The organism is Bacillus sp. RIT 809, from assembly GCF_016892495.1.
Lineage (GTDB): Bacteria > Bacillota > Bacilli > Bacillales > Bacillaceae_G > Bacillus_A > Bacillus_A cereus_U.
Map to the genome: position 1 here is coordinate 84,020 of NZ_JAFEMR010000006.1, position 25,817 is coordinate 109,836.

Consider the following 25,817-nt stretch of genomic DNA (forward strand, 5'->3'; position numbering starts at 1 on the left):
CCTATGATCGGTATTTTAAAAAAGGTATTTGATGTCAACCAACGCCAAATTAAACGTATGCAGAAGACAGTGGAGCAAATTGATGCATTAGAATCATCTATTAAGCCGCTAACTGATGAACAATTAAAAGGAAAGACGATTGAATTTAAAGAACGTCTAACAAAAGGTGAGACAGTAGATGATCTACTTCCTGAAGCTTTTGCGGTTGTTCGTGAAGCAGCAAATCGTGTTCTTGGAATGCGTCCATATGGCGTACAGCTAATGGGTGGTATCGCCTTACATGAAGGAAATATCTCTGAGATGAAAACAGGTGAAGGTAAAACGTTAACATCTACTTTACCTGTATATTTAAACGCATTAACAGGAAAAGGTGTTCACGTTGTTACAGTCAATGAATACTTAGCACAACGTGATGCAAATGAAATGGGACAACTTCATGAGTTCCTTGGCCTAACTGTAGGGATTAACTTAAATAGTATGTCACGTGAAGAGAAAAAAGCTGCTTATGCTGCTGATATTACGTATAGCACAAATAACGAGCTTGGATTCGATTACTTACGTGATAACATGGTGTTATATAGAGAGCAGTGCGTTCAGCGTCCACTTAATTTTGCTATCATCGATGAAGTCGATTCCATTTTAGTCGATGAAGCACGTACGCCGCTTATTATTTCTGGACAAGCTCAAAAATCAACAGAGCTATACATGTTTGCAAATGCATTCGTTCGTACATTAGAAAATGAAAAAGAATATTCATTTGATGTGAAAACGAAAAATGTAATGTTAACTGAAGATGGTATTACGAAAGCAGAGAAAGCTTTCCATATTGAAAACTTATTTGATTTAAAACATGTAGCACTTCTTCACCATATTAATCAGGGGCTTCGTGCACATGTTGTTATGCACCTTGATACAGATTATGTTGTACAAGAAGGCGAAATCGTAATCGTAGACCAATTCACTGGTCGTCTTATGAAAGGTCGTCGTTATAGCGAAGGTTTACACCAAGCTATTGAAGCAAAAGAAGGCGTAGAAATTCAAAATGAAAGTATGACGCTTGCAACAATTACGTTCCAGAACTACTTCCGTATGTACGAAAAATTATCTGGTATGACTGGTACAGCGAAAACGGAAGAAGAAGAATTCCGTAGTATTTACAATATGAATGTTATCGTAATTCCAACGAATAAAGATATTATTCGTGATGACCGTGCTGATTTAATCTTCAAATCAATGGAAGGTAAATTCAATGCAGTTGTTGAGGATATTGTAAATCGTCATAAGCAAGGACAACCTATTCTTGTTGGTACAGTTGCAATTGAAACATCAGAGCTTATTTCAAAAATGTTAACACGTAAAGGTGTACGTCATAATATCTTAAACGCAAAAAACCATGCGCGTGAAGCAGATATCATTGCAGAAGCTGGTATGAAAGGCGCTGTAACAATTGCGACGAATATGGCTGGTCGTGGTACGGATATTAAGTTAGGCGACGATATTAGAAATGTTGGCCTAGCAGTTATCGGTACAGAGCGTCACGAAAGTCGTCGTATTGATAATCAGTTACGTGGTCGTTCTGGTCGTCAAGGAGACCCTGGTGTAACACAGTTCTACTTATCAATGGAAGATGAACTAATGCGCCGCTTCGGTTCTGACAATATGAAAGCGATGATGGATCGCCTTGGTATGGATGATTCACAGCCAATCGAAAGTAAAATGGTTTCTCGTGCGGTAGAATCTGCACAAAAACGTGTAGAAGGAAATAACTATGATGCACGTAAACAGCTATTGCAATACGACGATGTACTCCGTCAACAACGTGAAGTAATTTATAAACAGCGTCAAGAAGTAATGGATTCAGAGAACTTACGCAGCATTATTGAAGGTATGATGAAATCTACGATAGAACGTGCTGTTGCACTTCATACGCAAGAAGAAATCGAAGAAGATTGGAGCATTAAAGGTCTTGTCGATTACTTAAATACAAACCTTCTTGAAGAAGGAGATGTAAAAGAAGAAGAGTTACGTCGCCTTGCTCCAGAAGAAATGAGCGAATCAATTATCGCGAAATTGTTAGAGCGTTATAATGAAAGAGAGAAGCTTCTACCTGAAGAGCAGACGCGTGAATTCGAAAAGGTTGTTGTATTCCGTGTTGTAGATACGAAATGGACAGATCATATCGATGCAATGGATCACCTTCGTGAAGGTATTCATTTACGTGCTTACGGACAAATTGATCCACTTCGTGAATACCAAATGGAAGGATTCGCAATGTTCGAGTCGATGATCGCTTCTATTGAAGAGGAAATCTCTCGTTACATTATGAAAGCTGAAATTGAGCAAAACTTAGAGCGTCAAGAAGTTGTTCAAGGTGAAGCTGTTCATCCATCAAGCGATGGTGAAGACGCGAAGAAAAAACCGGTTGTAAAAGGTGACCAAATGGGACGCAACGATTTATGTAAATGCGGTAGTGGCAAGAAATATAAAAACTGTTGTGGCATTGGGCAGTAATAGGGAACTGTAGTTCAGTCTGCTTTGCAAACTTTTACATCAAAAATGTATAATGAAAAGGTTTAAACTCTCTCCGTAATAAGCGGAGAGAGTTTCCCTTGTTTTCATATGAAAGTAACAGCAATTACATAGAGGTGAAGGAAATGGAATTAGTAGAAATTAGGCAAGAATTAGAGAAAATGGCTAAGAGATTAGCGGCTTTTAGGGGGTCTCTTTGACCTCCCTACTAAGGAAAAACAAATTGCAGAATTAGAAGAAACGATGATGGGCGCTGGATTTTGGGATGACCAACAAGGCGCACAAGCTGTAATTAATGAAGCGAATGCGCTGAAAGATATGGTTGGAAGGTTCCGTCAGTTAGATGAGACGTTCGAAAACTTAGAAATGACGCATGACCTACTTAAAGAAGAGTATGATGAAGATTTACATGAGGAATTAGAATCTGAAGTGAAAACTTTAATTCAAGAAATGAACGAGTACGAGCTTCAGTTACTATTAAGCGATCCTTATGATAAAAATAACGCTATTTTAGAATTACACCCAGGTGCAGGTGGAACAGAGTCACAAGACTGGGGTTCTATGTTATTACGTATGTACACACGCTGGGCTGAGAAACGTGGGTTTAAAGTAGAAACGGTTGACTACTTACCGGGCGATGAAGCTGGTATTAAGAGTGTTACATTATTAATTAAAGGTCATAACGCTTACGGTTACTTGAAAGCGGAGAAAGGTGTACATCGTCTTGTACGTATTTCACCGTTCGATTCTTCAGGTCGTCGTCATACATCGTTCGTATCTTGTGAAGTTGTACCTGAATTCAATGATGAAGTTGAAATTGAAGTGCGTACAGAAGATTTGAAAATAGATACGTATCGTGCAAGTGGGGCAGGCGGACAGCATGTTAATACGACAGATTCAGCAGTTCGTATAACGCATCTACCAACAAATACGGTTGTGACATGTCAGTCAGAGCGTTCTCAAATTAAAAACCGTGAACATGCGATGAAAATGCTGAAAGCGAAATTATATCAAAAGAAATTAGAAGAACAACAAGCACAATTAGATGAGATTCGCGGAGAGCAAAAAGAAATTGGATGGGGCAGCCAAATCCGTTCTTACGTATTCCATCCGTATTCTCTTGTGAAAGACCATCGTACAAATACAGAAGTTGGTAACGTACAAGCAGTTATGGATGGGGAAATTAATCCGTTTATTGATGCGTATTTACGTTCTCGTATTTAATAAGAGAAAAAGCCAACAGAATTGTTGGCACATGTTGAGGTCCAAGAGGATATAAAGAGGCTTATCTTATTTATATTGATGAAATAAAGAGGAAGAGAAGTTGGAGGCGACAACTTCTCTTTTTGATGAGATTACATGTAGAATACAATGCCGTATATTGTTTTGTAAAAAGTAGAGAATAGTAAAACAGAGCGATAATAGGGTAGGGCTTTATATAGGGATTCTCATTTTTGGTTTGGAGAAAAAGGCTCTTTATAGAACTTTTTAAGGTGTTCACAGAATTGAAACAATTTATGAAAGCTTATTTTATTAGGCTTCTCACTATATTTGTGAAAAATATGAAATATACCTTAGTTTTTCTATATAAAGATAATGCTTATAATGAATATTGAATGTGTTATGAAAACTATTGCCTAGTTATGGATGAAAAGAATATCAACAATGGGGAGCGATGGAAGTGAAAAAGAAATTGTTGGCTATTGCGTTAGGGACATCAGTTGTTCTTGCTTTAGGAGCATGTGGAAATAAAGAAGAGAGTAAATCATCAAAACAATCTGCAAGCACAGATAGTGCAGAACAAATCTTCCAAAGAAGTTGTGCAGGTTGTCACGCGAAAGATTTATCAGGAGCAACTGGACCTGATTTAAGAAAAGTAGGCGGTAAGTATGACGCTGCGGCTATCGAAGAAATTATTAAAAAAGGTCGGGGCTCAATGTCACCTGGACTTATTCAAGGTGAGGACGCAAAAAAAGTATCTGAATGGCTAGCTGAACATAAATAAAAAAGGTGAAATAGACGAGTTGATTATAGGATCTTACCTAAAAATGATTTAGGCTAAGAACTATGTCAGCTCGTTTACCTTGTTAGGATGTAACATAACTGTAACAAAATTGTATCCGAACTGGAAACCGATTGATGTTACAATGGGGTTTGTAGAATTTTGATGAAATATATTACATAGAGTAGCGTTGCTAATAAAAAGCATGTATGGAAGCTACCTTCAACAAGAATGGTCGAGCGAAAATAAAGGTTTTTCTTTTATTTTCAAATGTACAGAAAAGTATTTCGAAAAAAATCATTAAGTATTGGGTGATAAATAATGATAAAAATGACGAATGTTTATAAGGAGTACCCAAATGGTATGAAAGCCATTGCTGGTCTCACAGTTAACATTAAACAAGGTGAATTTGTATACGTAGTTGGACCGAGTGGAGCCGGAAAATCTACATTTATTAAAATGATGTATCGTGAAGAGAAGCCATCTACAGGATCAATTAATGTAAATGGACTTGTAATTGAAACATTAGCAGAAAGAGATGTTCCATATTTCCGTCGTCAATTAGGCGTAATTTTCCAAGATTTTAAATTGCTACCTAAATTAACGGTATATGAGAATGTTGCGTTTGCTTTAGAAGTAATTGAAGAAGAACGAGATGCGATTCGTGAACGTGTTACAGAAGTGTTAGGTCTTGTAGGTCTAGATGATCGTGCAGATGCACTTCCAGGCGAACTTTCAGGCGGAGAGCAACAACGTGTGGCGATTGCAAGAGCGATTGTAAATAGACCAAAGGTTGTAATTGCGGATGAGCCAACAGGTAACTTAGATATTGAAACAGCGCTTGATATTATGAGTATTTTTAAACGTATTAATGAGCGTGGTACAACGATTGTTATGGCGACACATAACGCAGATATCGTAAATACAATTCGTCATCGTGTAATTGCAATTGAAGGCGGAAAAATTGTTCGAGATGAGATTGAGGGAGGATACGGATATGAAGGCTAAAACCCTTAGTCGACATTTGCGAGAAGGTGTGAAAAATCTATCCCGTAACGGATGGATGACATTTGCTTCTGTAAGTGCAGTAACAGTTACGTTATTACTTGTAGGTGTCTTTTTGGCAGCGATTATGAATATGAACCATTTTGCGACGAAAGTAGAGCAAGATGTAGAAATTCGTGTGCATATTGATCCGGCAGCAAAAGAAGCTGATCAAAAGAAATTAGAAGAAGATATGAGTAAAATTGCGAAAGTAGATTCTATTAAATATTCTTCTAAAGAAGAAGAGTTGAAACGTTTAATTAAAAGCTTAGGCGATAGTGGAAAAACGTTCGAGTTATTTGAGCAAGATAATCCACTGAAAGATGTATTTGTTGTAAAGGCGAAAGAACCAACAGATACAGCGGCGATTGCGAAAAAGATTGAGAAAATGCAGTTTGTAAGTAATGTTCAATACGGTAAAGGTCAAGTTGAAAAATTATTTGATACTGTAAAAACTGGTCGTAACATCGGGATTGCGTTAATTGCTGGTCTTCTATTCACAGCGATGTTCTTAATCTCTAACACAATTAAAATTACAATTTATGCTCGTAGTACTGAGATTGAAATTATGAAACTTGTTGGTGCAACAAACTGGTTTATTCGTTGGCCGTTCTTGTTAGAGGGATTATTCCTAGGAGTATTAGGATCAATTATTCCAATTGGCCTAATTTTAGTTATATATAATTCATTGCAAGGTGTGTTTAATGAAAAACTTGGCGGAACAATTTTCGAGCTTCTACCATACAACCCATTCGTATTCCAATTAGCTGGTTTATTAGTGTTAATCGGTGCATTAATCGGTATGTGGGGAAGTGTAATGTCAATTCGTCGCTTCTTAAAAGTATAAAAAGTTGCAAACATAATTCGTACAAGCTTATCATATAGTAGAAATAGGTAAAGGCATCACACATCGTGTGATGCCTTTTGCTACACCACCTGTGTGTTCTGGAAAGGGGAATTCCGCATTGAAACGTAGAGTTGCAATTATTGGAATGGTTGTTGCATTTTTAATTGGTGCTGGCGGGATGTTTGGTGGTATGTACTGGCTTGGGATAAACCCAGCATATGTAACACAAACAGTATCGAATGGTAATGCTGGCACAGCGCAAGGGAATTTGGCAAAGATTAATGAGGCGTATGCACTAATTGATTCACGTTATGTGGAAGACGTGAAAGACGACAAATTAGTCGAAGGTGCGATACAGGGAATGTTGTCTACGCTGAAGGACCCTTATTCCACGTATATGGATAAAGAAACGGCAAAACAGTTTAGTCAGTCACTAGATCCTGAACTTGAAGGGATTGGAGCTGAAGTAAACAAGACGGACGGTAAGCTTATTATCGTATCGCCAATTAAAGGTTCACCAGCAGAAAAGATAGGAATTAAACCGAATGACCAAATTTTATCTGTAGATGGAAATAGTGTGAAAGATTTATCACGTGAAGAAGCAGTATTAAAAATTCGTGGTAAAAAAGGAACGACTGTTGCAATTGAAATTAAGCGCGCAGGAGTGGCTGATCCGATAGAATTTAAAATTAAGCGAGAAAAGATTCCGATTTTCACTGTATTTAGTTCCGTAAAGCAAGAGAGCGGAAAAGACATCGGTTATATGCAAATTACTTCTTTTGCTGAAAATACTGCGAAAGAATTTAAGGATCAGTTAAAAGAGTTAGAGAAGAAACATATAACAGGCTTAGTTATTGACGTACGTGGCAATCCTGGTGGCTATTTAAATAGTGTAGAAGACATACTAGGAGACATCATGACAGATAAAAAGCCAATGCTACAAGTAGAACAGCGAAATGGTGAGAAGAAGAAATTCTCTACGGAACTGAAAGAAAGAAAGCCATATCCAATTTCAGTATTAATTGATAATGGAAGTGCTTCTGCTTCAGAGATTTTAGCGGGTGCGCTGAAAGAGGGAGAAGGATACGATTTAATTGGTGAAAAAACGTTTGGTAAAGGTACTGTCCAACAAGCTGTTCCATTTAAAGATGGTAGCAATATTAAATTAACAATGTTTAAATGGTTAACACCAGATGGCAATTGGATTCATAAAAAAGGAATCGCGCCAACTGTAGAAGTGAAGCAACCAGATTATTATCATGCGACACCAATTCAAATTGAAAAGACACTTTCATACAATTCAAATGATGTACAAGTAAAACATGCGCAAGAAATGCTTAAGAGCTTAGGCTATGTACCAGGACGTGAAGATGGGTACTTTAGCAAAGAGACAGAATCAGCACTAAAAGCATTCCAAAATGCGAGTGAGATGGAAGCAACAGGACAACTCGATAAAAAGACAGCTGAAGCGCTTCAAACTAAAATTATTGAAAAAATCCGTTCTGGAGAAAATGATTTACAATTACAGACGGCATTGAAATTAATAGCGAAATAAGAAAGAATACAGGCACTTTGATGCCTGTATTTTTTATGTGTTAAACAAACATTTCTTTAGTTATGATAAGATAAAAAGAAAAAATGATATAAATGGTGGTGAATGAATTCGTGGAGGCATGGCTTTTTGAAATACTACGAGCAGTTGGACGTTTTTTCTTACACCCTGCTGTCTATGTATTTTTAATTAGTAGTATCTTCGTTGGATACTTACGTATATTACGAGAACGAAAAGATTTTTCTTTTAAAGTATATGATATTTGGTTTGAACTACGAACAACTCTATTTGCAGGTATTGGGTACGGATTAATCGTATCTATTATTACGATTGGACTCGGGCTAGTCGTTTCAAAAGCGAGTTTATGGGCAATTTTACTTTGGACGTTATTATTTGGATTAACTGCTATGTATCGATATTTATCTGTAGCTTATACTTTCGGAATCGCTATTGCACTCGTGTTGTTATCGTCTAAGATGCCAGTTTCCTTCTTACAGCTTGGAGAAGGTGAAGAGGGTACGATTGTATCCCTTGCTATTTTACTAGGCGTTATGCTCGTTGTAGAGGGGTTATTAATCTCTAAAAATGCGGTTCGCTATTCTACGCCAAAAATTAACAAAGGTAAGCGTGGGCTACGAATTGGACTACATGAATCAAATCGTTTATGGCTTGTACCAGTATTTATTCTTATACCAGGAGATGCGGTGACAGGATTTATTTCTTGGTGGCCTGTCGTTTCAATAGGTTCGACTACATACTCTTTATTCCTCGTACCATTTCTAATTGGATTTATGAGAAAAGTTAGAAGTTATGAGCCGACGGAAGCTTTATTATTTACAGGAAGACGTGTCTATGGATTAGCGGGGCTCGTACTCGTTTTGGGTATCGCAAGTTACTGGTGGCACGTACTCGCAATTATCGCGATGGGAGTCGCAATGCTTGGACGCTTTACAATCTCGATGCAAGAGAAAATTGCAGACGAGAAAAGACCAGCATACTTTGCCGCACGTAATGATGGACTTGTTGTGTTAGATACAATTCCGAATACAATTGGGGCAGAGATGAATTTAAAGCCTGGAGAAGTTATTACGAAAGTAAATGGAGTCATTCCAAGAAGTACCGAAGAGTTTTATGACGCGCTTCAAACGAAGACGACAGGGGCGTTTTGTAAATTAGAAGTAGTAGATACAAATGGTGAGCTTCGTCTTGCTCAAACGGCGTTATATGCTGGGGGACATCATGAATTAGGTGTTGTGTTTGTCCAGCAAGAGCATGAGTGGGATTCGGAAGCGATGTAAAATAAAATGGAAACCTTCATCAAACACAGATGAAGGTTTTTTTAGTTTCATAGACGGATAACTTGAATAATTATTTGATAATGGTTATCATTTAGGGAGTCTTTTAATTTGGAAAAGGGAGGAAAAATATGCTACGTAAATTTTTTTCTTACTATAAACCGTACAAAGGTTTATTTATACTTGATTTTTCCTGTGCAGTTATCGCAGGCTTACTCGAACTTGGTTTCCCGCTTATCGTAAATCAATTTATTGATAAGTTATTACCAGGGCAAAACTGGACGCTTATTTTATGGGCTTGTTTCGGTTTATTCGCAGTTTACGTGTTAAATGCAGGTTTGCAATATGTCGTTACATATTGGGGGCATATGCTTGGTATTAACATTGAAACAGATATGAGACAGAAATTATTTGATCACATTCAAAAGCTATCATTCAGATTTTTTGATAATAATAAAACAGGTCATTTAATTTCACGTCTTACAAACGATTTAATGGAAATTGGGGAAATTGCTCACCACGGACCAGAAGATTTATTCATTGCCATTATGACTTTAGTCGGAGCATTTTCATTTATGATGATGATTAACTGGAAGTTAGCACTTCTAACATTCTTCGTAATCCCGTTCTTATTATGGTTGGCACTTTACTTCAACAAAAAAATGACAGGTACGTTTAGACGTTTATTCTCAGACGTTGCTGATTTCAATGCATGTATTGAGAACAATGTTGGTGGTATCCGTGTTGTACAAGCATTCGGAAATGAAAAGTTTGAGAAAGAGCAATTTGCTGTAAACAATGCTCGTTTCCGTACAACAAAATTAATGGCGTATAAAATTATGGCGTTAAATTCATCTATTAGTTATATGCTGATGCGTCTTGTAACACTCTTTGTATTAATATGTGGTACATGGTTCGTACTGCAAGGTGAATTAACGTACGGTGGATTTATTGGATTCGTTTTGTTAACGAACATTTTCTTCCGCCCAATTGAAAAAATTAATGCGGTTATTGAAAGTTATCCGAAAGGAATCGCTGGTTTTAAAAGATATGTAGAACTTCTGGAAACAGAGCCGGATATTGTAGATTCTAAAGATGCAATCGAAGTTAAACATGTACACGGCGATATTCAATACGATAACATCACGTTCGGATATGAAAATAAAGAGCCGATTTTAAACGATATTAGTTTGAAAATACATGCAGGTGAAACAGTTGCTTTCGTTGGACCATCAGGGGCAGGGAAAACAACATTATGTAGTTTATTACCGCGTTTTTATGAACACTCATCTGGATCAATTCAAATTGATGGCATTGACACGAAAGAGATGACGTTATCGTCACTTCGTAAGCAAATCGGAATTGTGCAGCAAGATGTTTTCTTATTCTCAGGAACAATTCGTAAAAATATCGCTTACGGAAATTTAAAAGCTTCAGAATCTGAAATTTGGCAGGCGGTAAAACGTGCCCAGTTGGAGGACTTAATTTACTCGCAACCAGACGGTTTAGATACAGTTATTGGTGAGCGTGGTGTGAAACTTTCAGGAGGACAAAAGCAGCGCTTAGCAATTGCCCGTATGTTCTTGAAAAACCCACCAATTTTAATTTTAGATGAAGCAACTTCTGCGCTAGACACAGAGACGGAACTTGCTATCCAAAAATCACTTGCTGAACTATCTGTCGGTCGTACAACGTTAGTTATCGCTCACAGGCTAGCAACTATTAAAAATGCGGATCGCATCGTCGTTGTAAATAAAGATGGTATTGCAGAACAAGGTTCACATGCTGAATTAATTGAGCGTGGCGGAGGGTATAGCAGGTTATACGAAGCACAGTTTAGTTCGTAAATATAATTTCTGCTGAATTAGTGCACCATAAGTAAGTGGAAATCTTATATGGGAGGCTATAAAGCATGATTGTAACAACAACTTCTACAATTCAAGGAAAAGAGATTACTGACTATATTGATATCGTCAATGGCGAAGCAATTATGGGGGCGAATATCGTGCGTGACCTTTTTGCTTCTGTCCGCGACGTGGTCGGTGGCCGTGCAGGCGCTTACGAAAGTAAATTGAAAGAAGCACGCGACATTGCAATGGAAGAGATGAAAACTCTCGCAAGACAAAAAAATGCGAACGCGATTGTTGGTATCGACGTGGACTACGAAGTAGTTCGCGAAGGGATGCTAATGGTTGCGGTGAGTGGGACTGCTGTTCGTATATAAAGTGAAACTTTAATTAGTGGGGGTTTTGTTCATCCCCCACTGATTATTAGCCTTCACCAATCGGGCGTTTACGGGCAGTTGATCTCCCACCTAACTTCTTTGCTCAAGCAGAATTTTGAGGTGGGAGTCTTACTGCCCACAAATAGCGGGATAAAGTGAAAAGCCGTGCAGGTGCACGGCTTTTTTGTTGTTATTGATGCTGTTATCGTGTTTAAGTCGATATTCTATGTCGAAGCCTCGATATTTCTTGGGAAATGCGGAAGATCCCGTCGATATATAGGGAAGACATTAGAGCGCTTCTTTACATTTTTGAATTTGAACTAATAATTTTTCGTATTCTTGTTCGAGAAATGTGATGTCATCTTGAGGATTTGGTATAGAAATCCGGCTGATGATTTCTGTTAATTTTGTTTGTAACCGTAATAATTCTTGTTCAGTAATATTTACAGAAGCTTGAGTTGTTCTTTTTGTGTATTGCTCGTAATTGCCGTGGAATATTCTAGGCTCTCTCTCATCTACTTTTAGAATATGGTCTGCAACAGAACGAATAAAGGCGCGGTCATGGCTAATGAAAAGTATGGTGCCAGGATACTCTTGTAACATGCTTTCTAATTCTTCCTGTGTTGTTAAATCTAAATAGTTCGTCGGTTCATCGAGCAGAAGCATATTATAGTTTCCTAAAAATACTTTTGCGAGTGCAACCTTCATTCGTTCACCGCCACTTAAGACGTGCACAGGTTTATGAACATCTTCGCGGCGGAAAAGGAGCCTTGCAAGTATTGTTCGAACGAACGACTCCGTATAGTTTGTTTCTTCTAGAACATTTTCTAAAATTGTTTTATCTGTGTTTAAAATTGATAGTGTTTGTTCAAAGTATCCAATTTTACAGCTTTTCGAAAGCTGAATGCCGCGCTCGTTTGTGAGAAGCATATTGAACAAAGTTGTTTTTCCACTTCCGTTTGCGCCTAAAATAGCAAGCTTTGCACCGGGGGCAATTGTCCCATTCATATTTTTAAATAGTGTGCGGTCGCCTATTTTCTTCGTTGTTTTATTAAACTGTACCACCACTTTACTATGAATTGGTGTATGGTATTGCACGTCAAACTGAGCTTGAGAAAGATCCTTTGGTTTTTCTTTCTTTTCTAATTTTTCGAGACGTGTTTCTAATGCTTTCGCTGCTCTACTAACATTTTCTTGCCCATGAGCACCGCTTAATTTATAAAGTTTAGATTCAGATGAACTGAACCGCGTTGGGATTTTTGTCATGCTAGAAGCGCGTTGTTTTCTTTGTAAAATGGACTGTTCTAAACGATTTTTTTCTTGTACATATTGCTCGTATTCTGCTTCCTTTTGTATTCTCTCACGTTCTTTTTGTTTTCGATAGTTTGAATAATTCCCTTTATATTCTTGAATAGTACCGTCTTCAATTTCGATGATCTTGGTACATATGGTATCTAGAAAATCACGATCATGCGATATTAAAACAAGTGCACCGTTATAAGATAAAAGTGCCTTTTCTAATTGCTCTGTACCGAACATATCTAAGTGACTTGTTGGCTCATCAGCAAATAGAATGCCTGCATCTTGTTCGAGAGCATGAGCAATCTTTAGGCGCATTCGTTCGCCGCCGCTCATTGAATCTGCAACGTTTGAAATATTCCATTTTCCTTTTGTAAGAGAAGAAGCGGTTTCCGGCAGTTCCTCGCTAAGCTGAGGAATGATAGCGATAGAACTATGGTGAGTTACTATACCTTGGTCAGCCTCTATTTCTTTACTTAATATTTGTAATAACGTAGATTTTCCAGCTCCGTTGACTCCAACAATTCCTATGCGATCGTTTGTTTGAATTTCCAGTGATGGTAACGTAAATAGGGTGCGATCACCAAAGCTCTTTTCAATATTACGTGCGAATAAAATAGTCATAAAAAAACCTCCCTAGTTTCACTAGAGAGGATAAACGTCGCCCTTGAATGTAAAAATCGTACATAAATAAACGATTTTTTACATAACCGTCTCGAAAGAAAGTATCGACAAATGGACAGACTAATCCTCTGCTAGTTTTCATCATTTTTGTTCACTATTTGTGATGGATGAAATAAATAAGAGAATTAGAACTTCATTGGTCAAAGTACCTTCCTTTCATAATATTATTTTTATTGTATGCGCATACAAAAGAGTTTGTCAAACTTATTTCTGTTTGTGATTTTTGAATTCGCTATTATACAGTTGTGCCTTTGCGAGTGCTTCAGCATCATTTTTGATTTCATCTAATCCATTCGCATCCCCAATAACATACCCTTCAAATGATGAACCAACAAAATCAAAGATATATTGAAACTGGGCGATAAGTGGTAATGCTTTCAGTTTCGGATTGTCTCCGCCAACGATGACAACGTACATTTTTTTGCCTTTCATTTTTTCTTTGAAATGAAGGGATGTATCGCGCAAGCTTTGTGACCAGCGATCAACGAAGTTTTTCATATGACCACTCATTCCGTACCAGTATAGCGGTGTAGCGAAGATAATCGTGTCGTGCTCTAGCATGCGTTCAATTAATTGTTGATAGTCATCATTTATAGGTTGAAATCCATCTGCATCATGACGCTGATCTATAATTGGGTGGACAATATGATCACGTAAGTAAATTTGTTCTGCTTCAATTCCATCAATCATCATATGTGTTAAAGATTCCGTATTTCCGTTTTGTCTTGAACTGCCATGTATAACAAACATGTAATCATCCCTTTTCTTTTGTTTGTTTTAGGAGTGAAACGTGTTTTTGCAAGTTGGCTTGAATACTAGAGAGCAATTCGATTTGTTTCGTAACTTCACATAGTTTATCTTCGTAAAGTGTAAGAATACTACTGCATGGGTTTTCGTATAAATGTGGCTCGATTTCAAGGCAGCGCAGCATCCTCGCCGTCTCTTCTAAGTTTAAACCAAGCTGTAAGTACATTTGAATAAGTTCTACTTTTTTGATAGCACTTTCATCAAATTTGCGATAGCCATTTTCAAGGCGTTTCGAAGGGAGTATTCCCTTTTCTTCATAATGTCTCAGTGAGCGCTCGCTGACCCCTGTTTTTTTAGATAACTCCCCAATTCGCAATGTGTTTCACTCCTTTTAAAGATATTGTAAACCTTCACACTAATGTAAAGGTCAACTCTGTTTTTTCGCAAAAGAATCTACATGATTTAAAAAGACCTGAATAGCCTTAGAAGGGATAAAATATTTGCCGCGCACGATGGAGAATGGACGGATTAGCTTTTCATTTGGAACTTCGACGTGGAATAGTTCTTTGGCTAGTAGTTCTTTCCGCACGGTCCAGTCAGAAAGTATAGCGATGCCAAGCCCGGCAGCGACGGCTTCCTTTACACTTTGAATGCTACTAAATGTAAAGAATCGTTTCATTTTTAAATGATGTTGATGAATAAAACGATCGCTATAGGCACGTGTCCCAGAGCCACTTTCTCTTAATACCCATACTTGGTCTTGGAGAGTAGTTTCGTTTATATCCTTGATGTGAAGCAATGGATGATTTGGAGGGACGACGAGCTTCATTTCATCTTGCATAAACGTTTCAACGTCCACGTCAGCATATACGACTTGCCCTTCCACTAAGCCGATATCAATTTGATTGGAGCGGAGGCTTTGCAAAACTTCTTCCGTATTTGAGATAAATGTATGAACTTCGACGTGTGGATTTTCATTCGCATAGTTAGCGAGTATTTTCGGAAGTAAGTATTCACCAATTGTAAAACTAGCACCGATGCGAAGTGTTCCTGTTACAACGTTATGTAGTTCGTTAATTTCCTGCTTAGCATCTTCATAAAGAGAGAGCATTTGCTTTGCATGTATGTATAATATGTTTCCAGCTTCCGTAACTTGGACGTGCTTTGGGGAGCGCTGAATAAGTGTAGCCCCCAATTCATTTTCTAGGTTGCGAATGTGCATACTAACTCCGGGTTGTGAAAGGTTTAATAGTTCCGCAGCACGCGAAAAATGTTTTTGTTCAACGACAGTAACAAAGATTTTCAAAATGTCGACGTTCATTTGTTAGGCCCCTTTATTTTTGTTTTCATTTTATCATAAGTATTTCTGATGATAGGGATTCAATATTGATATTAAACTTATTATAAAAATTCTCTTATAATGTAACTAGAAAGAACATGCATGTTCCAATACGATTATTGGGGTGGTATAAAGTGGAACAAACACTTGTTATACAAAAGAAGAAGGGCTTTGGATTTTCGCAAGGTATTGGGATTACGTTATTAATCGCAATCGCCGCGAAATATTTAGCAGAGCTTCCATTTTTAAATATTATGGGACAATTAGTAATCGCTATTCTAATCGGGATGGTTTGGCGCGCGGCAATCGGGATTCCTCAAGAAGCGATAGCGGGAACGAACTTTGCGAGTAAGAAGTTGCTACGCTTTGGGATCATCTTACTTGGAATGCGGTTAAATCTTGTAGATATTGCGAAGGCGGGTCCGAAAGTATTGGTCATCGCAGCGGTTGTTATTACATTTACAATTTTCGTTGTATATGGACTAACGAAAGTATTTAAAGTAGAAAAGAAACTTGGAATTTTAACGGCGTGCGGAACGGCGATTTGTGGTGCAGCAGCGGTCGTCGCGATTGCACCGCAAGTGAAAGCGAAAGATGAAGAAACAGCGGTTGGGGCAGCGATTATTGCAATTTTAGGTACAATATTTACACTTGTTTATACGCTATTATACCCAGTGCTTGGCTTCTCACCCTATGGTTACGGCGTGTTCGCAGGTGCGACATTGCACGAAATCGCTCATGTTATCGCTGCTGCGGCGCCAGGCGGTAGCACGGCTGTAGACATCGCGGTTATTGTGAAATTAACGCGCGTAGCGATGCTTGTGCCAGTAGCGATTTTAATTGGATTATGGTTTGGCAAGAGTGAGGGAAGCGAAGAAAAAAGATCGTGGCGCGACCTTCCGATTCCTTGGTTCATCTTCGGATTTTTAGCAATGAGTGCGGTGCATTCGCTTGGGATTATCCCAGAAGTTGTTGCCGGATATATTGTAGTAATTGCGTACATGCTTATTGCAATGGCGATGGCAGGGCTAGGTTTAAATGTAGAGTTTAAAACGTTCCGCAAATTAGGAAGTAGGGCATTTGTGGCAGGGCTAATTGGCTCGGTTTGCCTTTCGGTACTTGGGTACGTTCTTGTATATGCGTTAGGATTTATGTAGTAAGACGAAGAAGCTGTCCCAAAAGATATTTTGGGACAGCTTCTTTCTTATGCCTATAGTGCTACGGGTGTCGATATTTGTCGGTAAGTCGATATATTTAAAAAATCGCTGATATAAATTTAATTCCTGTCTTACTGTGTTAGAGAAGGTGTTCAGTGAAATGTTTTTCTAAAATTTGTAAAGATATCTTTACTTAAAATTGGAAAATATTTATAATTAAAGTAAAGATATCTTTACTTTCGAAGGTGGAGCCTATGGGTGTGAAAAATAAAATTAAAGAATTACGAAAGCAAAATCACATAACGCAAATTGAAATGGCAAAGGCGATGCAAGTGACGCGGCAGACAATCGTGGCAATTGAGAACCACCACTATAACCCGAGTCTAGAGTTATCCCTAAAAATCGCCAAATATTTTGGAATGAAGGTAGAGGAAATATTTATGCTGGAGTAAGGGGAGAGAAAATGAACGATACTAAAAAGTTGTATATCGCTACTGTCTTAGGATTATGTGGAGGGTACGTTTTAGTTCGTATTATGGATCCATCCATACCGATGTTATCGCTAATAGTTAGTAACATTTTAGCAATTCTATTTTTAACAGTGTATACGTATTATAAAAAACGTAAGTACAAAAAAGAGGGATTTCCAGATATAGATGAGCGAGTAAATGAAAATATAAAAAGGCATGTAAATGTCTCGCTTATATTCGCATTTGTCCTTCTCATTGTTTACATTGGTGCTAGCAAAATCGTAGGCAGAGATGTCATACCTACGCCAGAAATATTCATTGTATGTAGTTTCTTATTTGCTGGTAGTCTCATCATAGGAGTTATGGCGGGAAAACGAGCATAGCGATAGGAGGAATGAAAATGCAAGATGAGTTTGAGAGATTTCAATCGGATAAAGCGTTTAAATATTTAGGGTTATTTTTCGTGATAAGTTTAGCAATATGGAGTTTGTACAATTTAATTGTTTATGGAAATGCTGGTATGCCATTCGTTTTATTTGTACTAGGGCAGTTTGTTTATTTCGTTGTGAATTATTGGCCGAAGTGGAAGTTTAGAAATAAGAAAGAGGCTGATAATACATGAATAAGCAAGAAGTTATGAGGTTTATAGGAAGCTTATCTTTAGCGGGGCTTATTTTAAATACAAGTTTAGTCATTTTAAATATTTCGTGGGGAGCGATATTGATTTCAAATGTAGCCCTTATTAGTTTATACGCTGTGTCTGAGTATAAGGAGCGAAAGCGATGGAAAGAAGAAGGTGTACCTGCATTAGATGAGAGAATCATGAAAAAAATGCAGCAATATTTTACGGCTTGTATGGTAGGTTTCTTTTTGTTTTTTATCGCGTATCTTTCTGTAAATAAGTATTTAGATAGACAAATCGTGGATGTGAATGAATTATTATATATAGTTATTTTTGGACTGTTAATTAGTATGGCATCGACGAGTGTATTAGCAGCAAGGGGAATTAAATAAATATATAAAGGGGAAACAGGATGGGATTAGCGGTATTATGTGCTGCGACGGCTATATTTGCACTTTTGTGGGGGATGCAAAACTTCTCTCGCAATCCAGTGCCAAGTGTATGTATTATGATTGGTGCTGTAGGTTTATCATACTATTTATTAATTTTAGCGCATTATCATAAAACAGCAACAAGTGTTGTTGTTGGGGCAATTATTTTATCTTGTGGACGCGCTATACAAAAGGGTTTTCTTCCATAAAAGCTGTTTATACAAAAGGTATAAACAGCTTTTTGTATTTTTTTTACAAACTACTTGAAAGTTACGTTACGTCACCTTTTATAATGAAGGAGAAGAGGTGATGGAGTTGATTTCAATTCAAGAACTAACGAGGGAAACAGGGGTTACAGTAAGGACGTTACGTTATTATGATCAAATCGATTTATTAAAGCCGAGTGGGAAAACTGATGGAGGACATCGGTTATATAGCGAGAGAGATGTTGTTCGTTTGCAGCAAATTTTATTTTTAAAAGAAATGGGTTTTTCATTAAAAGAGGTTGCGAATATGTTAGTAACAGGTGAGCTCAATTTAAAAGGTTCGCTTGAAAAACAACTTCAATTTGTACAGGAAGAACAAAAGAAGTTTAATCGAATGGAGCGTGTTTTACAAGCGGTTGTTTATTCGGTAGATGTGGAGGGAGAACTGGATTGGAAAGTTATGTTTGAGCTTATTCAGCTTTCGAAACAGTCTCCTCGTATACGTGAAATATTTCAAAATGAAGTCTTTTCGAAAGAAGAGCAAGATTTACTTCATAATTTGCCAAATATGAGTGAGGAAGATCCGAATGTGTTAGAGTGGGTAGATTTATTAAAGCAATTACGTAATTTTATGAAAGACGGTAAGGAAGCATCGTGTGATGAAGTACAAGAGGCAACGAAGAAATTAATGCAGAAGTGTTTAGAGATGGCTAATGGTGATGAAGCATTTTTAGATAAATTGTGGGAAGTAAGAAAATCAAAAGAAGATTCACAGAAAATGAGTATGTATCCAATTGAGGAAGAGCTTCTAGTATATATGGATGAGGCTTTTCGTATATATGATGAAAGGGAGAGGGATAAATGAGTATACTCGCAGAATATCGATGGTATTTTTTAATTGGTGCAGAGATAGTATTTTGGCTATCAGCTATTGGATTCTTTTTACTAAGGTATGGATTTCGCTTGAAAAAGGCGAGCTTTATTATGGGGATTGTGCTACTCATAAATGAAGTGTTTATTTTAACTTTAGGGGTATTGGACTATTATCAAACAGGGAAGTTCTCTAATTTTCAAATCATTACGGTAATCATTCTATTATATGCAGTTTTTTATGGGAAAAAGGATTTGAAGAAATTAGATATATATGTACAAAAATTAGTTGCGAAGTGGCGGAATGAACCGGCGCCTATTATCGAAGATCCATTTGAATTAACAGGTATGGCGCATGCGAAACAGGAAATAAAAAATTGGGCTTTGCATCTTATTTTGTTTGTTGCGGTTCATATATTCCTTTTCTTCATGTATGGGCTTATTCCAGTAGAACAGTGGGGAAATTGGTTAGAGTCAGGAATCGTTTTAAATAAAACAGCAAGCCGTGTAAGCCAAGTATGGGCTATTATTCTTTTAGCGGATACTGCGATTTCATTTTCATATGTGATTTTTCCGAAGAAGGAGAAAGGGAAAGAAAAGCTACTTTCATAGAGGAAAGTAGCTTTTTGCAAATTTAGTATAGGTTTCTTTTTTTGGGTATACAAATAGTTTGTGTGGGAGAGGATGACAGTAGGAAAAAAGAGATAGTTGTAAAAGGATTGTTAAAGAGACATGTGAGGTAGATATTGCTTATAGGTTAGTAGAGTATATGAACGAGGAAAGGCGTAATGGATATGATTTGTTACATGTCCCTTTAAAATAAAATTTGTAAAGGAAGGAAGTATTTACTCCTTCCTTTTTCTATGTATAACTTGTCGAAAACTTTACCGAATATCTGTTCGTTTTTTTAGGTTTTTTATGGGCATTCGTGGTAAAATAATAATACAGATTTTTATGAGGAGGTCGGTTTTTAGTTGGAACATCCATTTGAAATTATCTCAGAGTATTCCCCGCAAGGTGATCAGCCGGGAGCGATAGAGAAGCTTGTAGAGGGAATTAATAGTGGTAAGAAAAAGCAAGTGTTGCTTGGAGCGACAGGAACGGGTAAGACATTTACGATTTCAAATGTCATTAAAGAAGTGCAGAAGCCAACACTTGTAATGGCTCATAATAAAACGTTAGCAGGACAGTTATATAGTGAGCTGAAAGATTTCTTTCCTAACAATTCTGTGGAGTATTTTGTTAGTTATTACGATTATTATCAGCCGGAAGCGTACGTGCCACATACGGATACGTTTATTGAAAAAGATGCGCAAATTAACGATGAAATTGATAAATTACGCCACTCGGCAACGTCTTCCTTATTTGAACGAGATGATGTTATTATCGTTGCGAGTGTGTCATGCATATACGGTTTAGGTTCTCCGGAAGAATACCGCGAGTTAGTTGTTTCACTTCGAGTTGGTATGGAAAAGGACCGTAATCAATTACTTCGTGAACTTGTTGATGTACAGTATGGACGTAATGATATTGATTTCAAGCGTGGTACATTCCGTGTGCGCGGAGATGTAGTTGAGATCTTTCCGGCATCACTTGACGAACACTGTATTCGAATTGAATTTTTCGGTGATGAAATCGATCGTATTCGAGAAGTAAATGCATTAACAGGTGAAGTATTAGCAGAACGTGATCATGTGGCAATCTTCCCGGCATCTCACTTCGTTACACGTGAAGAAAAGCTGAAGGTTGCTATTGAAAATATCGAAAAGGAATTAGAAGAGCGTTTAAAAGAATTAAATGATAACGGTAAGTTGTTAGAGGCGCAGCGCATAGAACAGCGAACGCGTTATGATTTAGAAATGATGCGCGAGATGGGCTTTTGTTCAGGAATCGAAAACTATTCCCGTCATTTAACACTTCGTCCAGCAGGTTCAACACCGTATACGCTTTTAGATTATTTTCCAGAGGATTTCTTAATTGTTATGGATGAGTCGCATGTGTCGGTTCCGCAAGTAAGAGCGATGTATAACGGGGACCAAGCACGTAAGCAAGTGCTTGTTGATCATGGATTCCGTCTGCCATCAGCTTTAGATAATAGACCGCTCACGTTTGATGAGTTTGAAGAGAAAACGAATCAAGTTATTTACGTTTCGGCAACGCCAGGACCGTACGAGTTAGAGCAGTCACCGAAAGCAATAGAACAAATTATTCGTCCAACAGGGCTTTTAGATCCACCAATTGATATACGACCAATTGAAGGACAAATAGATGATTTATTAGGAGAAATCCATGACCAGATTGCGAAAAATGAACGTGTATTAATTACGACTTTAACGAAAAAAATGTCAGAGGATTTAACGGATTACTTAAAAGATGTAGGAATTAAAGTGAACTATCTTCACTCTGAAATTAAAACGTTAGAACGTATTGAAATTATTCGTGACCTTCGTCTTGGTAAGTTTGATGTACTTGTCGGTATTAACTTATTACGAGAAGGATTAGATATTCCGGAAGTATCACTTGTAGCTATTTTAGATGCTGATAAGGAAGGATTCCTACGTTCAGAGCGTTCATTAATACAAACAATTGGTCGTGCGGCACGTAATGAACACGGCCGCGTTATTATGTACGCAGATCGCATAACGAGATCAATGGGAATTGCGATTGAAGAAACGCAGCGTCGTCGTAGTATACAAGAAGCTTACAATAAAGAGCATGGTATTACGCCGAAGACGATTCAAAAAGGAGTACGTGACGTTATTCGTGCGACAACAGCAGCTGAGGATACGGAAACATATGAAGTAACACCAGCTAAGAAGATGACGAAAAAAGAACGTGAAAATACAATTGCGAAGATGGAAGCAGAGATGAAGGAAGCAGCAAAGGCGTTAGATTTCGAGCGTGCAGCTGAATTAAGAGATTTACTATTAGAATTAAAAGCGGAAGGGTGAAAAGAGTGAGTAAAGATTTTATTGTTGTAAAAGGTGCTAGAGCGCATAATTTAAAAAATATTGACGTAACCATTCCGAGAAATCAGCTTGTTGTTGTGACGGGATTGTCTGGTTCAGGAAAATCATCGTTAGCATTCGATACGATTTATGCAGAAGGGCAGCGCAGATACGTGGAATCTTTATCCGCGTATGCGCGCCAGTTTTTAGGACAAATGGATAAGCCGGATGTTGATACGATTGAAGGTTTATCTCCAGCGATTTCAATTGATCAAAAAACGACGAGTCGTAATCCACGTTCAACAGTTGGAACGGTAACAGAGATTTATGATTATTTACGTTTATTATTCGCACGAATTGGTACGCCGATTTGTCCGAATCATGGAATTGAAATTACATCACAAACAGTGGAACAGATGGTAGACCGTGTTCTTGAATATCCTGAACGTACGAAGTTGCAAGTGCTAGCGCCTATCGTGTCAGGGCGTAAAGGTGCGCATGCGAAAGTATTAGAAGATATTAAGAAGCAAGGTTATGTTCGTGTGCGCGTTGATGGAGAGATGCTGGATGTATCTGAAGAGATTACGTTAGATAAAAATAAGAAGCATTCAATTGAAGTTGTTATTGACCGTATTGTTGTGAAAGAAGGAATTGCAAGCCGACTTGCAGATTCACTGGAAAGTGCTTTAAAGCTTGGCGGGGGCCGAGTTTTAATCGATGTAATGGGAGAGGAAGAACTTCTATTTAGTGAACATCATGCTTGTCCGCATTGTGGTTTTTCAATCGGAGAATTAGAGCCGCGTATGTTCTCGTTCAATAGTCCGTTCGGCGCGTGTCCTTCTTGTGATGGACTTGGCTCAAAGCTCGAGGTGGATTTAGAACTTGTTATTCCGAACTGGGATGTATCATTAAATGAACATGCGATTGCTCCTTGGGAACCGACAAGTTCACAATATTACCCGCAATTATTAAAATCTGTGTGTAATCATTACGGCATCGATATGGATATGCCAGTGAAAGATATACCGAAGGATTTATTTGATAAAGTGTTGTACGGAAGCGGGGAAGAGAAGGTTTATTTCCGCTATGTGAATGAATTTGGTCAAGTGAAAGAAAATGAGATTTTATTTGAAGGTGTTATTCCGAATATCGAGCGTCGTTATCGTGAGACGAGTTCGGATTATGTTCGTGAGCAAATGGAGAAGTATATGGCAGAGCAAGCTTGTCCGAAGTGTAAAGGTGGACGTTTAAAGCCTGAGAGTTTAGCTGTTTTCGTTGGTGATAAAACGATTGCCGATGTAACGAAATATTCTGTTCAAGAAGTACAGGAATTCTTCTCAACTGTTGAGCTAACTGAGAAACAACAGAAAATTGCTCATTTAATTTTAAGAGAAATTCAGGAGCGCGTTGGGTTCTTAGTGAATGTCGGTTTAGATTATTTAACGTTAAGTCGTGCCGCAGGAACTCTATCAGGTGGTGAGGCGCAGCGTATTCGTTTAGCGACACAAATTGGTTCTCGCCTTACTGGCGTACTTTACATTCTCGATGAGCCTTCTATCGGTTTGCATCAGCGTGATAATGATCGTCTTATTCGTACTTTGCAAGAAATGCGTGATTTAGGAAATACGCTAATCGTTGTTGAGCATGATGAAGATACGATGATGGCTGCTGATTATTTACTTGATATCGGACCTGGTGCAGGTATTCATGGTGGTCAAGTTGTATCAGCAGGTACACCAGCTGAAGTTATGCAAGACGAGAATTCATTAACAGGGAAATATTTAAGCGGTAAAGAGTTTATTCCGGTACCACTTGAAAGACGTAAAGGTGACGGACGTAAAGTGGAGATTGTCGGTGCGAAAGAAAATAACTTAAAAAACGCGAAAATGTCATTCCCTCTAGGTACATTTGTAGCAATAACAGGCGTATCTGGCTCTGGAAAAAGTACGATGATTAATGAAGTACTATACAAATCGTTAGCTCAAAAGTTATATAAGGCGAAAGCGAAGCCAGGGGCTCATAAAGAAATTAAAGGTCTTGAGCAGTTAGATAAAGTTATTGATATTGATCAATCACCAATCGGGCGTACACCACGTTCCAACCCAGCAACATATACAGGTGTATTCGATGATATTCGTGATGTATTTGCACAAACGAATGAAGCGAAAGTGCGTGGATATCAAAAAGGACGTTTCAGCTTTAACGTAAAAGGCGGCCGTTGTGAAGCGTGTCGTGGTGATGGAATTATTAAAATTGAAATGCATTTCTTACCAGATGTGTATGTTCCGTGTGAAGTTTGTCACGGTAAACGTTACAACCGTGAAACGTTAGAAGTGAAATATAAAGATAAGAATATTTCTGAAGTGTTAGGGATGACAATTGAAGATGGGGTAGAGTTCTTTGCTAACATCCCGAAAATTAAGCGTAAACTTCAAACACTTGTAGATGTAGGGCTTGGTTATATGAAATTAGGACAACCAGCTACGACGTTATCAGGTGGTGAGGCGCAGCGTGTGAAATTAGCTTCTGAATTACATCGTCGTTCTACAGGGCGTACGTTATACATTTTAGATGAGCCAACGACTGGCTTACATGCACATGATATTGCACGTCTTCTAGAAGTGTTGCAACGTCTTGTTGAGAGTGGCGAGACAGTACTTGTAATCGAGCATAATTTAGATGTTATTAAAACAGCTGATTATATTGTTGACCTTGGACCAGAAGGCGGAGACAAAGGTGGGCAAATCGTTGCTTCAGGAACGCCAGAGCAGGTAGTGAAAGAAGAACGCTCGTATACAGGTAAGTATTTAAAAGAGATTTTAGATCGTGATAAAGCAAGAATGAAAGAGAAAATAAAAGAAGTAGAGTTATCGCAATAAGTTTATTAATAAAAACCGAGTGGAAATGACACTCGGTTTTTATTTCACTAAGGAAAACTGGTAAGATTGTTAGTAGGTATACAAGTATAAAGAATAGAATAAATTGGTATAAGAGTTTGCATGTTGCTTGCGTTTATTAGCTATTAGCGTATGATGAAATATATATGTTAAAAGGATGTGTAAGGAAATGAGATGGATTGTATCACTTCTTGTAAATAGCGTTGTGTTAATCGCTGTATCCGGACTTTTAAAGGGGCTTGCACCAGACGCATTTTACATAGCAAATATACAAACTGCAATTATTGCGAGTATTATATTGGCGATTTTAAACGTATTTGTAAAGCCGCTTTTAATTTTAATTACGCTACCAATTACTCTTGTAACTTTCGGTTTCTTCTTAATCGTTATTAATGCGATTACGTTAAAGATGACGGATTCATTATTAGGGGACGCCTTTAATATATCTGGATTTGGTGTAGCGATTGTTGCGGCAATTTGTATTTCGATTTTTAATATGATAATTGAAAAAGTAATTGTTGAACCATTACATGAAAAAAAGAGAAAATGACAAAAAGAAAAACATTTCATGATTCATATGAAATGTTTTTTTCTATTTATTAGAAACCATGTTTCTTGTTTCCAGAAAAAAATGGTACAATATCCGATAGAATG

General features: G+C 37.7%; 24 protein-coding genes. 20 read left to right on the forward strand and 4 right to left on the reverse strand.

Annotated features, from left to right (window positions below; translation table 11 throughout):
* Window positions 1-3: 3 nt before the first annotated feature.
* The 9 genes from secA (at window position 4) to JTF23_RS08820 (ending at window position 11,493) form a co-directional block, all read left to right on the forward strand.
* Window positions 4-2,511, forward strand: a complete 2,508-nt coding sequence (gene secA, locus JTF23_RS08780) for a preprotein translocase subunit SecA (RefSeq protein WP_078173384.1) — start codon at window positions 4-6, stop codon at window positions 2,509-2,511.
* 143 nt (window positions 2,512-2,654) lie between these two features.
* Window positions 2,655-3,753, forward strand: a protein-coding gene (gene prfB / locus JTF23_RS08785; RefSeq protein WP_098988193.1) for a peptide chain release factor 2 whose coding sequence is annotated in 2 segments (ribosomal slippage) — window positions 2,655-2,726 and window positions 2,728-3,753 — 1,098 coding nt in all. Because the reading frame shifts where the segments join, the coding sequence is not laid out codon by codon here.
* Between the two features lie 457 nt (window positions 3,754-4,210).
* Window positions 4,211-4,534 carry a cytochrome c551 gene (gene cccB, locus JTF23_RS08790; RefSeq protein ID WP_204208535.1) on the forward strand — a complete coding sequence of 108 codons (324 nt, stop codon included), beginning with the start codon at window positions 4,211-4,213 and terminating at the stop codon, window positions 4,532-4,534.
* Between the two features lie 318 nt (window positions 4,535-4,852).
* Window positions 4,853-5,539: a cell division ATP-binding protein FtsE gene (gene ftsE / locus JTF23_RS08795; protein WP_078173386.1), complete on the forward strand. Its 687-nt coding sequence runs from the start codon at window positions 4,853-4,855 to the stop codon at window positions 5,537-5,539.
* Window positions 5,529-6,422 carry a permease-like cell division protein FtsX gene (gene ftsX / locus JTF23_RS08800; protein WP_002112857.1) on the forward strand — a complete coding sequence of 298 codons (894 nt, stop codon included), beginning with the start codon at window positions 5,529-5,531 and terminating at the stop codon, window positions 6,420-6,422. The genes ftsE and ftsX overlap by 11 nt, the downstream gene beginning before the upstream one ends.
* A gap of 118 nt (window positions 6,423-6,540) precedes the next feature.
* Complete coding sequence (locus JTF23_RS08805; protein ID WP_483862069.1) at window positions 6,541-7,977, forward strand: S41 family peptidase; 1,437 nt, start codon at window positions 6,541-6,543, stop codon at window positions 7,975-7,977.
* 110 nt (window positions 7,978-8,087) lie between these two features.
* Window positions 8,088-9,272, forward strand: a complete 1,185-nt coding sequence (locus JTF23_RS08810; RefSeq protein WP_033714908.1) for a PDZ domain-containing protein — start codon at window positions 8,088-8,090, stop codon at window positions 9,270-9,272.
* Window positions 9,273-9,400: 128 nt separating this feature from the next.
* On the forward strand, window positions 9,401-11,116 hold the full coding sequence (locus JTF23_RS08815) for an ABC transporter ATP-binding protein (protein ID WP_204208536.1): 1,716 nt from the start codon (window positions 9,401-9,403) through the stop codon (window positions 11,114-11,116).
* 65 nt (window positions 11,117-11,181) lie between these two features.
* Window positions 11,182-11,493: a YbjQ family protein gene (locus JTF23_RS08820; RefSeq protein WP_002159883.1), complete on the forward strand. Its 312-nt coding sequence runs from the start codon at window positions 11,182-11,184 to the stop codon at window positions 11,491-11,493.
* Window positions 11,494-11,781: 288 nt separating this feature from the next.
* Here the strand turns inward: JTF23_RS08820 and abc-f are convergent, their stop codons facing one another.
* The 4 genes from abc-f to JTF23_RS08840 form a co-directional block, all read right to left on the reverse strand.
* Window positions 11,782-13,416: a ribosomal protection-like ABC-F family protein gene (gene abc-f / locus JTF23_RS08825; protein WP_204208537.1), complete on the reverse strand. Its 1,635-nt coding sequence runs from the start codon at window positions 13,414-13,416 to the stop codon at window positions 11,782-11,784.
* Between the two features lie 264 nt (window positions 13,417-13,680).
* Window positions 13,681-14,226, reverse strand: a complete 546-nt coding sequence (locus JTF23_RS08830) for a flavodoxin family protein (protein ID WP_204208538.1) — start codon at window positions 14,224-14,226, stop codon at window positions 13,681-13,683.
* A 4-nt stretch (window positions 14,227-14,230) separates the two neighbouring features.
* The gene (locus tag JTF23_RS08835; protein ID WP_078179450.1) at window positions 14,231-14,599 is read right to left on the reverse strand and encodes a MerR family transcriptional regulator; all 369 of its coding nucleotides are present in this window, start codon (window positions 14,597-14,599) and stop codon (window positions 14,231-14,233) included.
* A 51-nt stretch (window positions 14,600-14,650) separates the two neighbouring features.
* Window positions 14,651-15,544, reverse strand: coding sequence for a LysR family transcriptional regulator (locus JTF23_RS08840; RefSeq protein WP_204208539.1), 894 nt, complete (start codon window positions 15,542-15,544; stop codon window positions 14,651-14,653).
* Window positions 15,545-15,696: 152 nt separating this feature from the next.
* On the opposite strand from JTF23_RS08840, the gene JTF23_RS08845 reads away from it, so the two are divergent.
* From JTF23_RS08845 to JTF23_RS08895, 11 genes are all read left to right on the forward strand, one after another.
* The gene (locus JTF23_RS08845; protein WP_204208540.1) at window positions 15,697-16,719 is read left to right on the forward strand and encodes a YeiH family protein; all 1,023 of its coding nucleotides are present in this window, start codon (window positions 15,697-15,699) and stop codon (window positions 16,717-16,719) included.
* 254 nt (window positions 16,720-16,973) lie between these two features.
* Window positions 16,974-17,171 carry a helix-turn-helix transcriptional regulator gene (locus tag JTF23_RS08850; protein WP_204208541.1) on the forward strand — a complete coding sequence of 66 codons (198 nt, stop codon included), beginning with the start codon at window positions 16,974-16,976 and terminating at the stop codon, window positions 17,169-17,171.
* Window positions 17,172-17,182: 11 nt separating this feature from the next.
* On the forward strand, window positions 17,183-17,572 hold the full coding sequence (locus tag JTF23_RS08855) for a hypothetical protein (protein ID WP_204208542.1): 390 nt from the start codon (window positions 17,183-17,185) through the stop codon (window positions 17,570-17,572).
* Between the two features lie 17 nt (window positions 17,573-17,589).
* Entirely contained in the window at window positions 17,590-17,811 is a 222-nt protein-coding gene (locus JTF23_RS08860; RefSeq protein ID WP_002159891.1) for a hypothetical protein, read from the forward strand.
* Entirely contained in the window at window positions 17,808-18,203 is a 396-nt protein-coding gene (locus tag JTF23_RS08865; RefSeq protein ID WP_078179446.1) for an ATPase, read from the forward strand. The genes JTF23_RS08860 and JTF23_RS08865 overlap by 4 nt, the downstream gene beginning before the upstream one ends.
* 20 nt (window positions 18,204-18,223) lie before the next feature.
* On the forward strand, window positions 18,224-18,451 hold the full coding sequence (locus tag JTF23_RS08870) for a hypothetical protein (RefSeq protein ID WP_204208543.1): 228 nt from the start codon (window positions 18,224-18,226) through the stop codon (window positions 18,449-18,451).
* 100 nt (window positions 18,452-18,551) lie between these two features.
* Complete coding sequence (locus JTF23_RS08875) at window positions 18,552-19,313, forward strand: MerR family transcriptional regulator (RefSeq protein WP_131229957.1); 762 nt, start codon at window positions 18,552-18,554, stop codon at window positions 19,311-19,313.
* On the forward strand, window positions 19,310-19,930 hold the full coding sequence (locus tag JTF23_RS08880) for a hypothetical protein (RefSeq protein ID WP_204208544.1): 621 nt from the start codon (window positions 19,310-19,312) through the stop codon (window positions 19,928-19,930). The genes JTF23_RS08875 and JTF23_RS08880 overlap by 4 nt, the downstream gene beginning before the upstream one ends.
* Window positions 19,931-20,292: 362 nt before the next feature.
* Window positions 20,293-22,269, forward strand: a complete 1,977-nt coding sequence (uvrB, locus tag JTF23_RS08885; protein ID WP_078173395.1) for an excinuclease ABC subunit B — start codon at window positions 20,293-20,295, stop codon at window positions 22,267-22,269.
* Between the two features lie 5 nt (window positions 22,270-22,274).
* On the forward strand, window positions 22,275-25,145 hold the full coding sequence (gene uvrA / locus JTF23_RS08890; RefSeq protein ID WP_204208545.1) for an excinuclease ABC subunit UvrA: 2,871 nt from the start codon (window positions 22,275-22,277) through the stop codon (window positions 25,143-25,145).
* A 187-nt stretch (window positions 25,146-25,332) separates the two neighbouring features.
* Complete coding sequence (locus JTF23_RS08895) at window positions 25,333-25,713, forward strand: phage holin family protein (protein ID WP_002112828.1); 381 nt, start codon at window positions 25,333-25,335, stop codon at window positions 25,711-25,713.
* Window positions 25,714-25,817 lie beyond the last annotated feature (104 nt).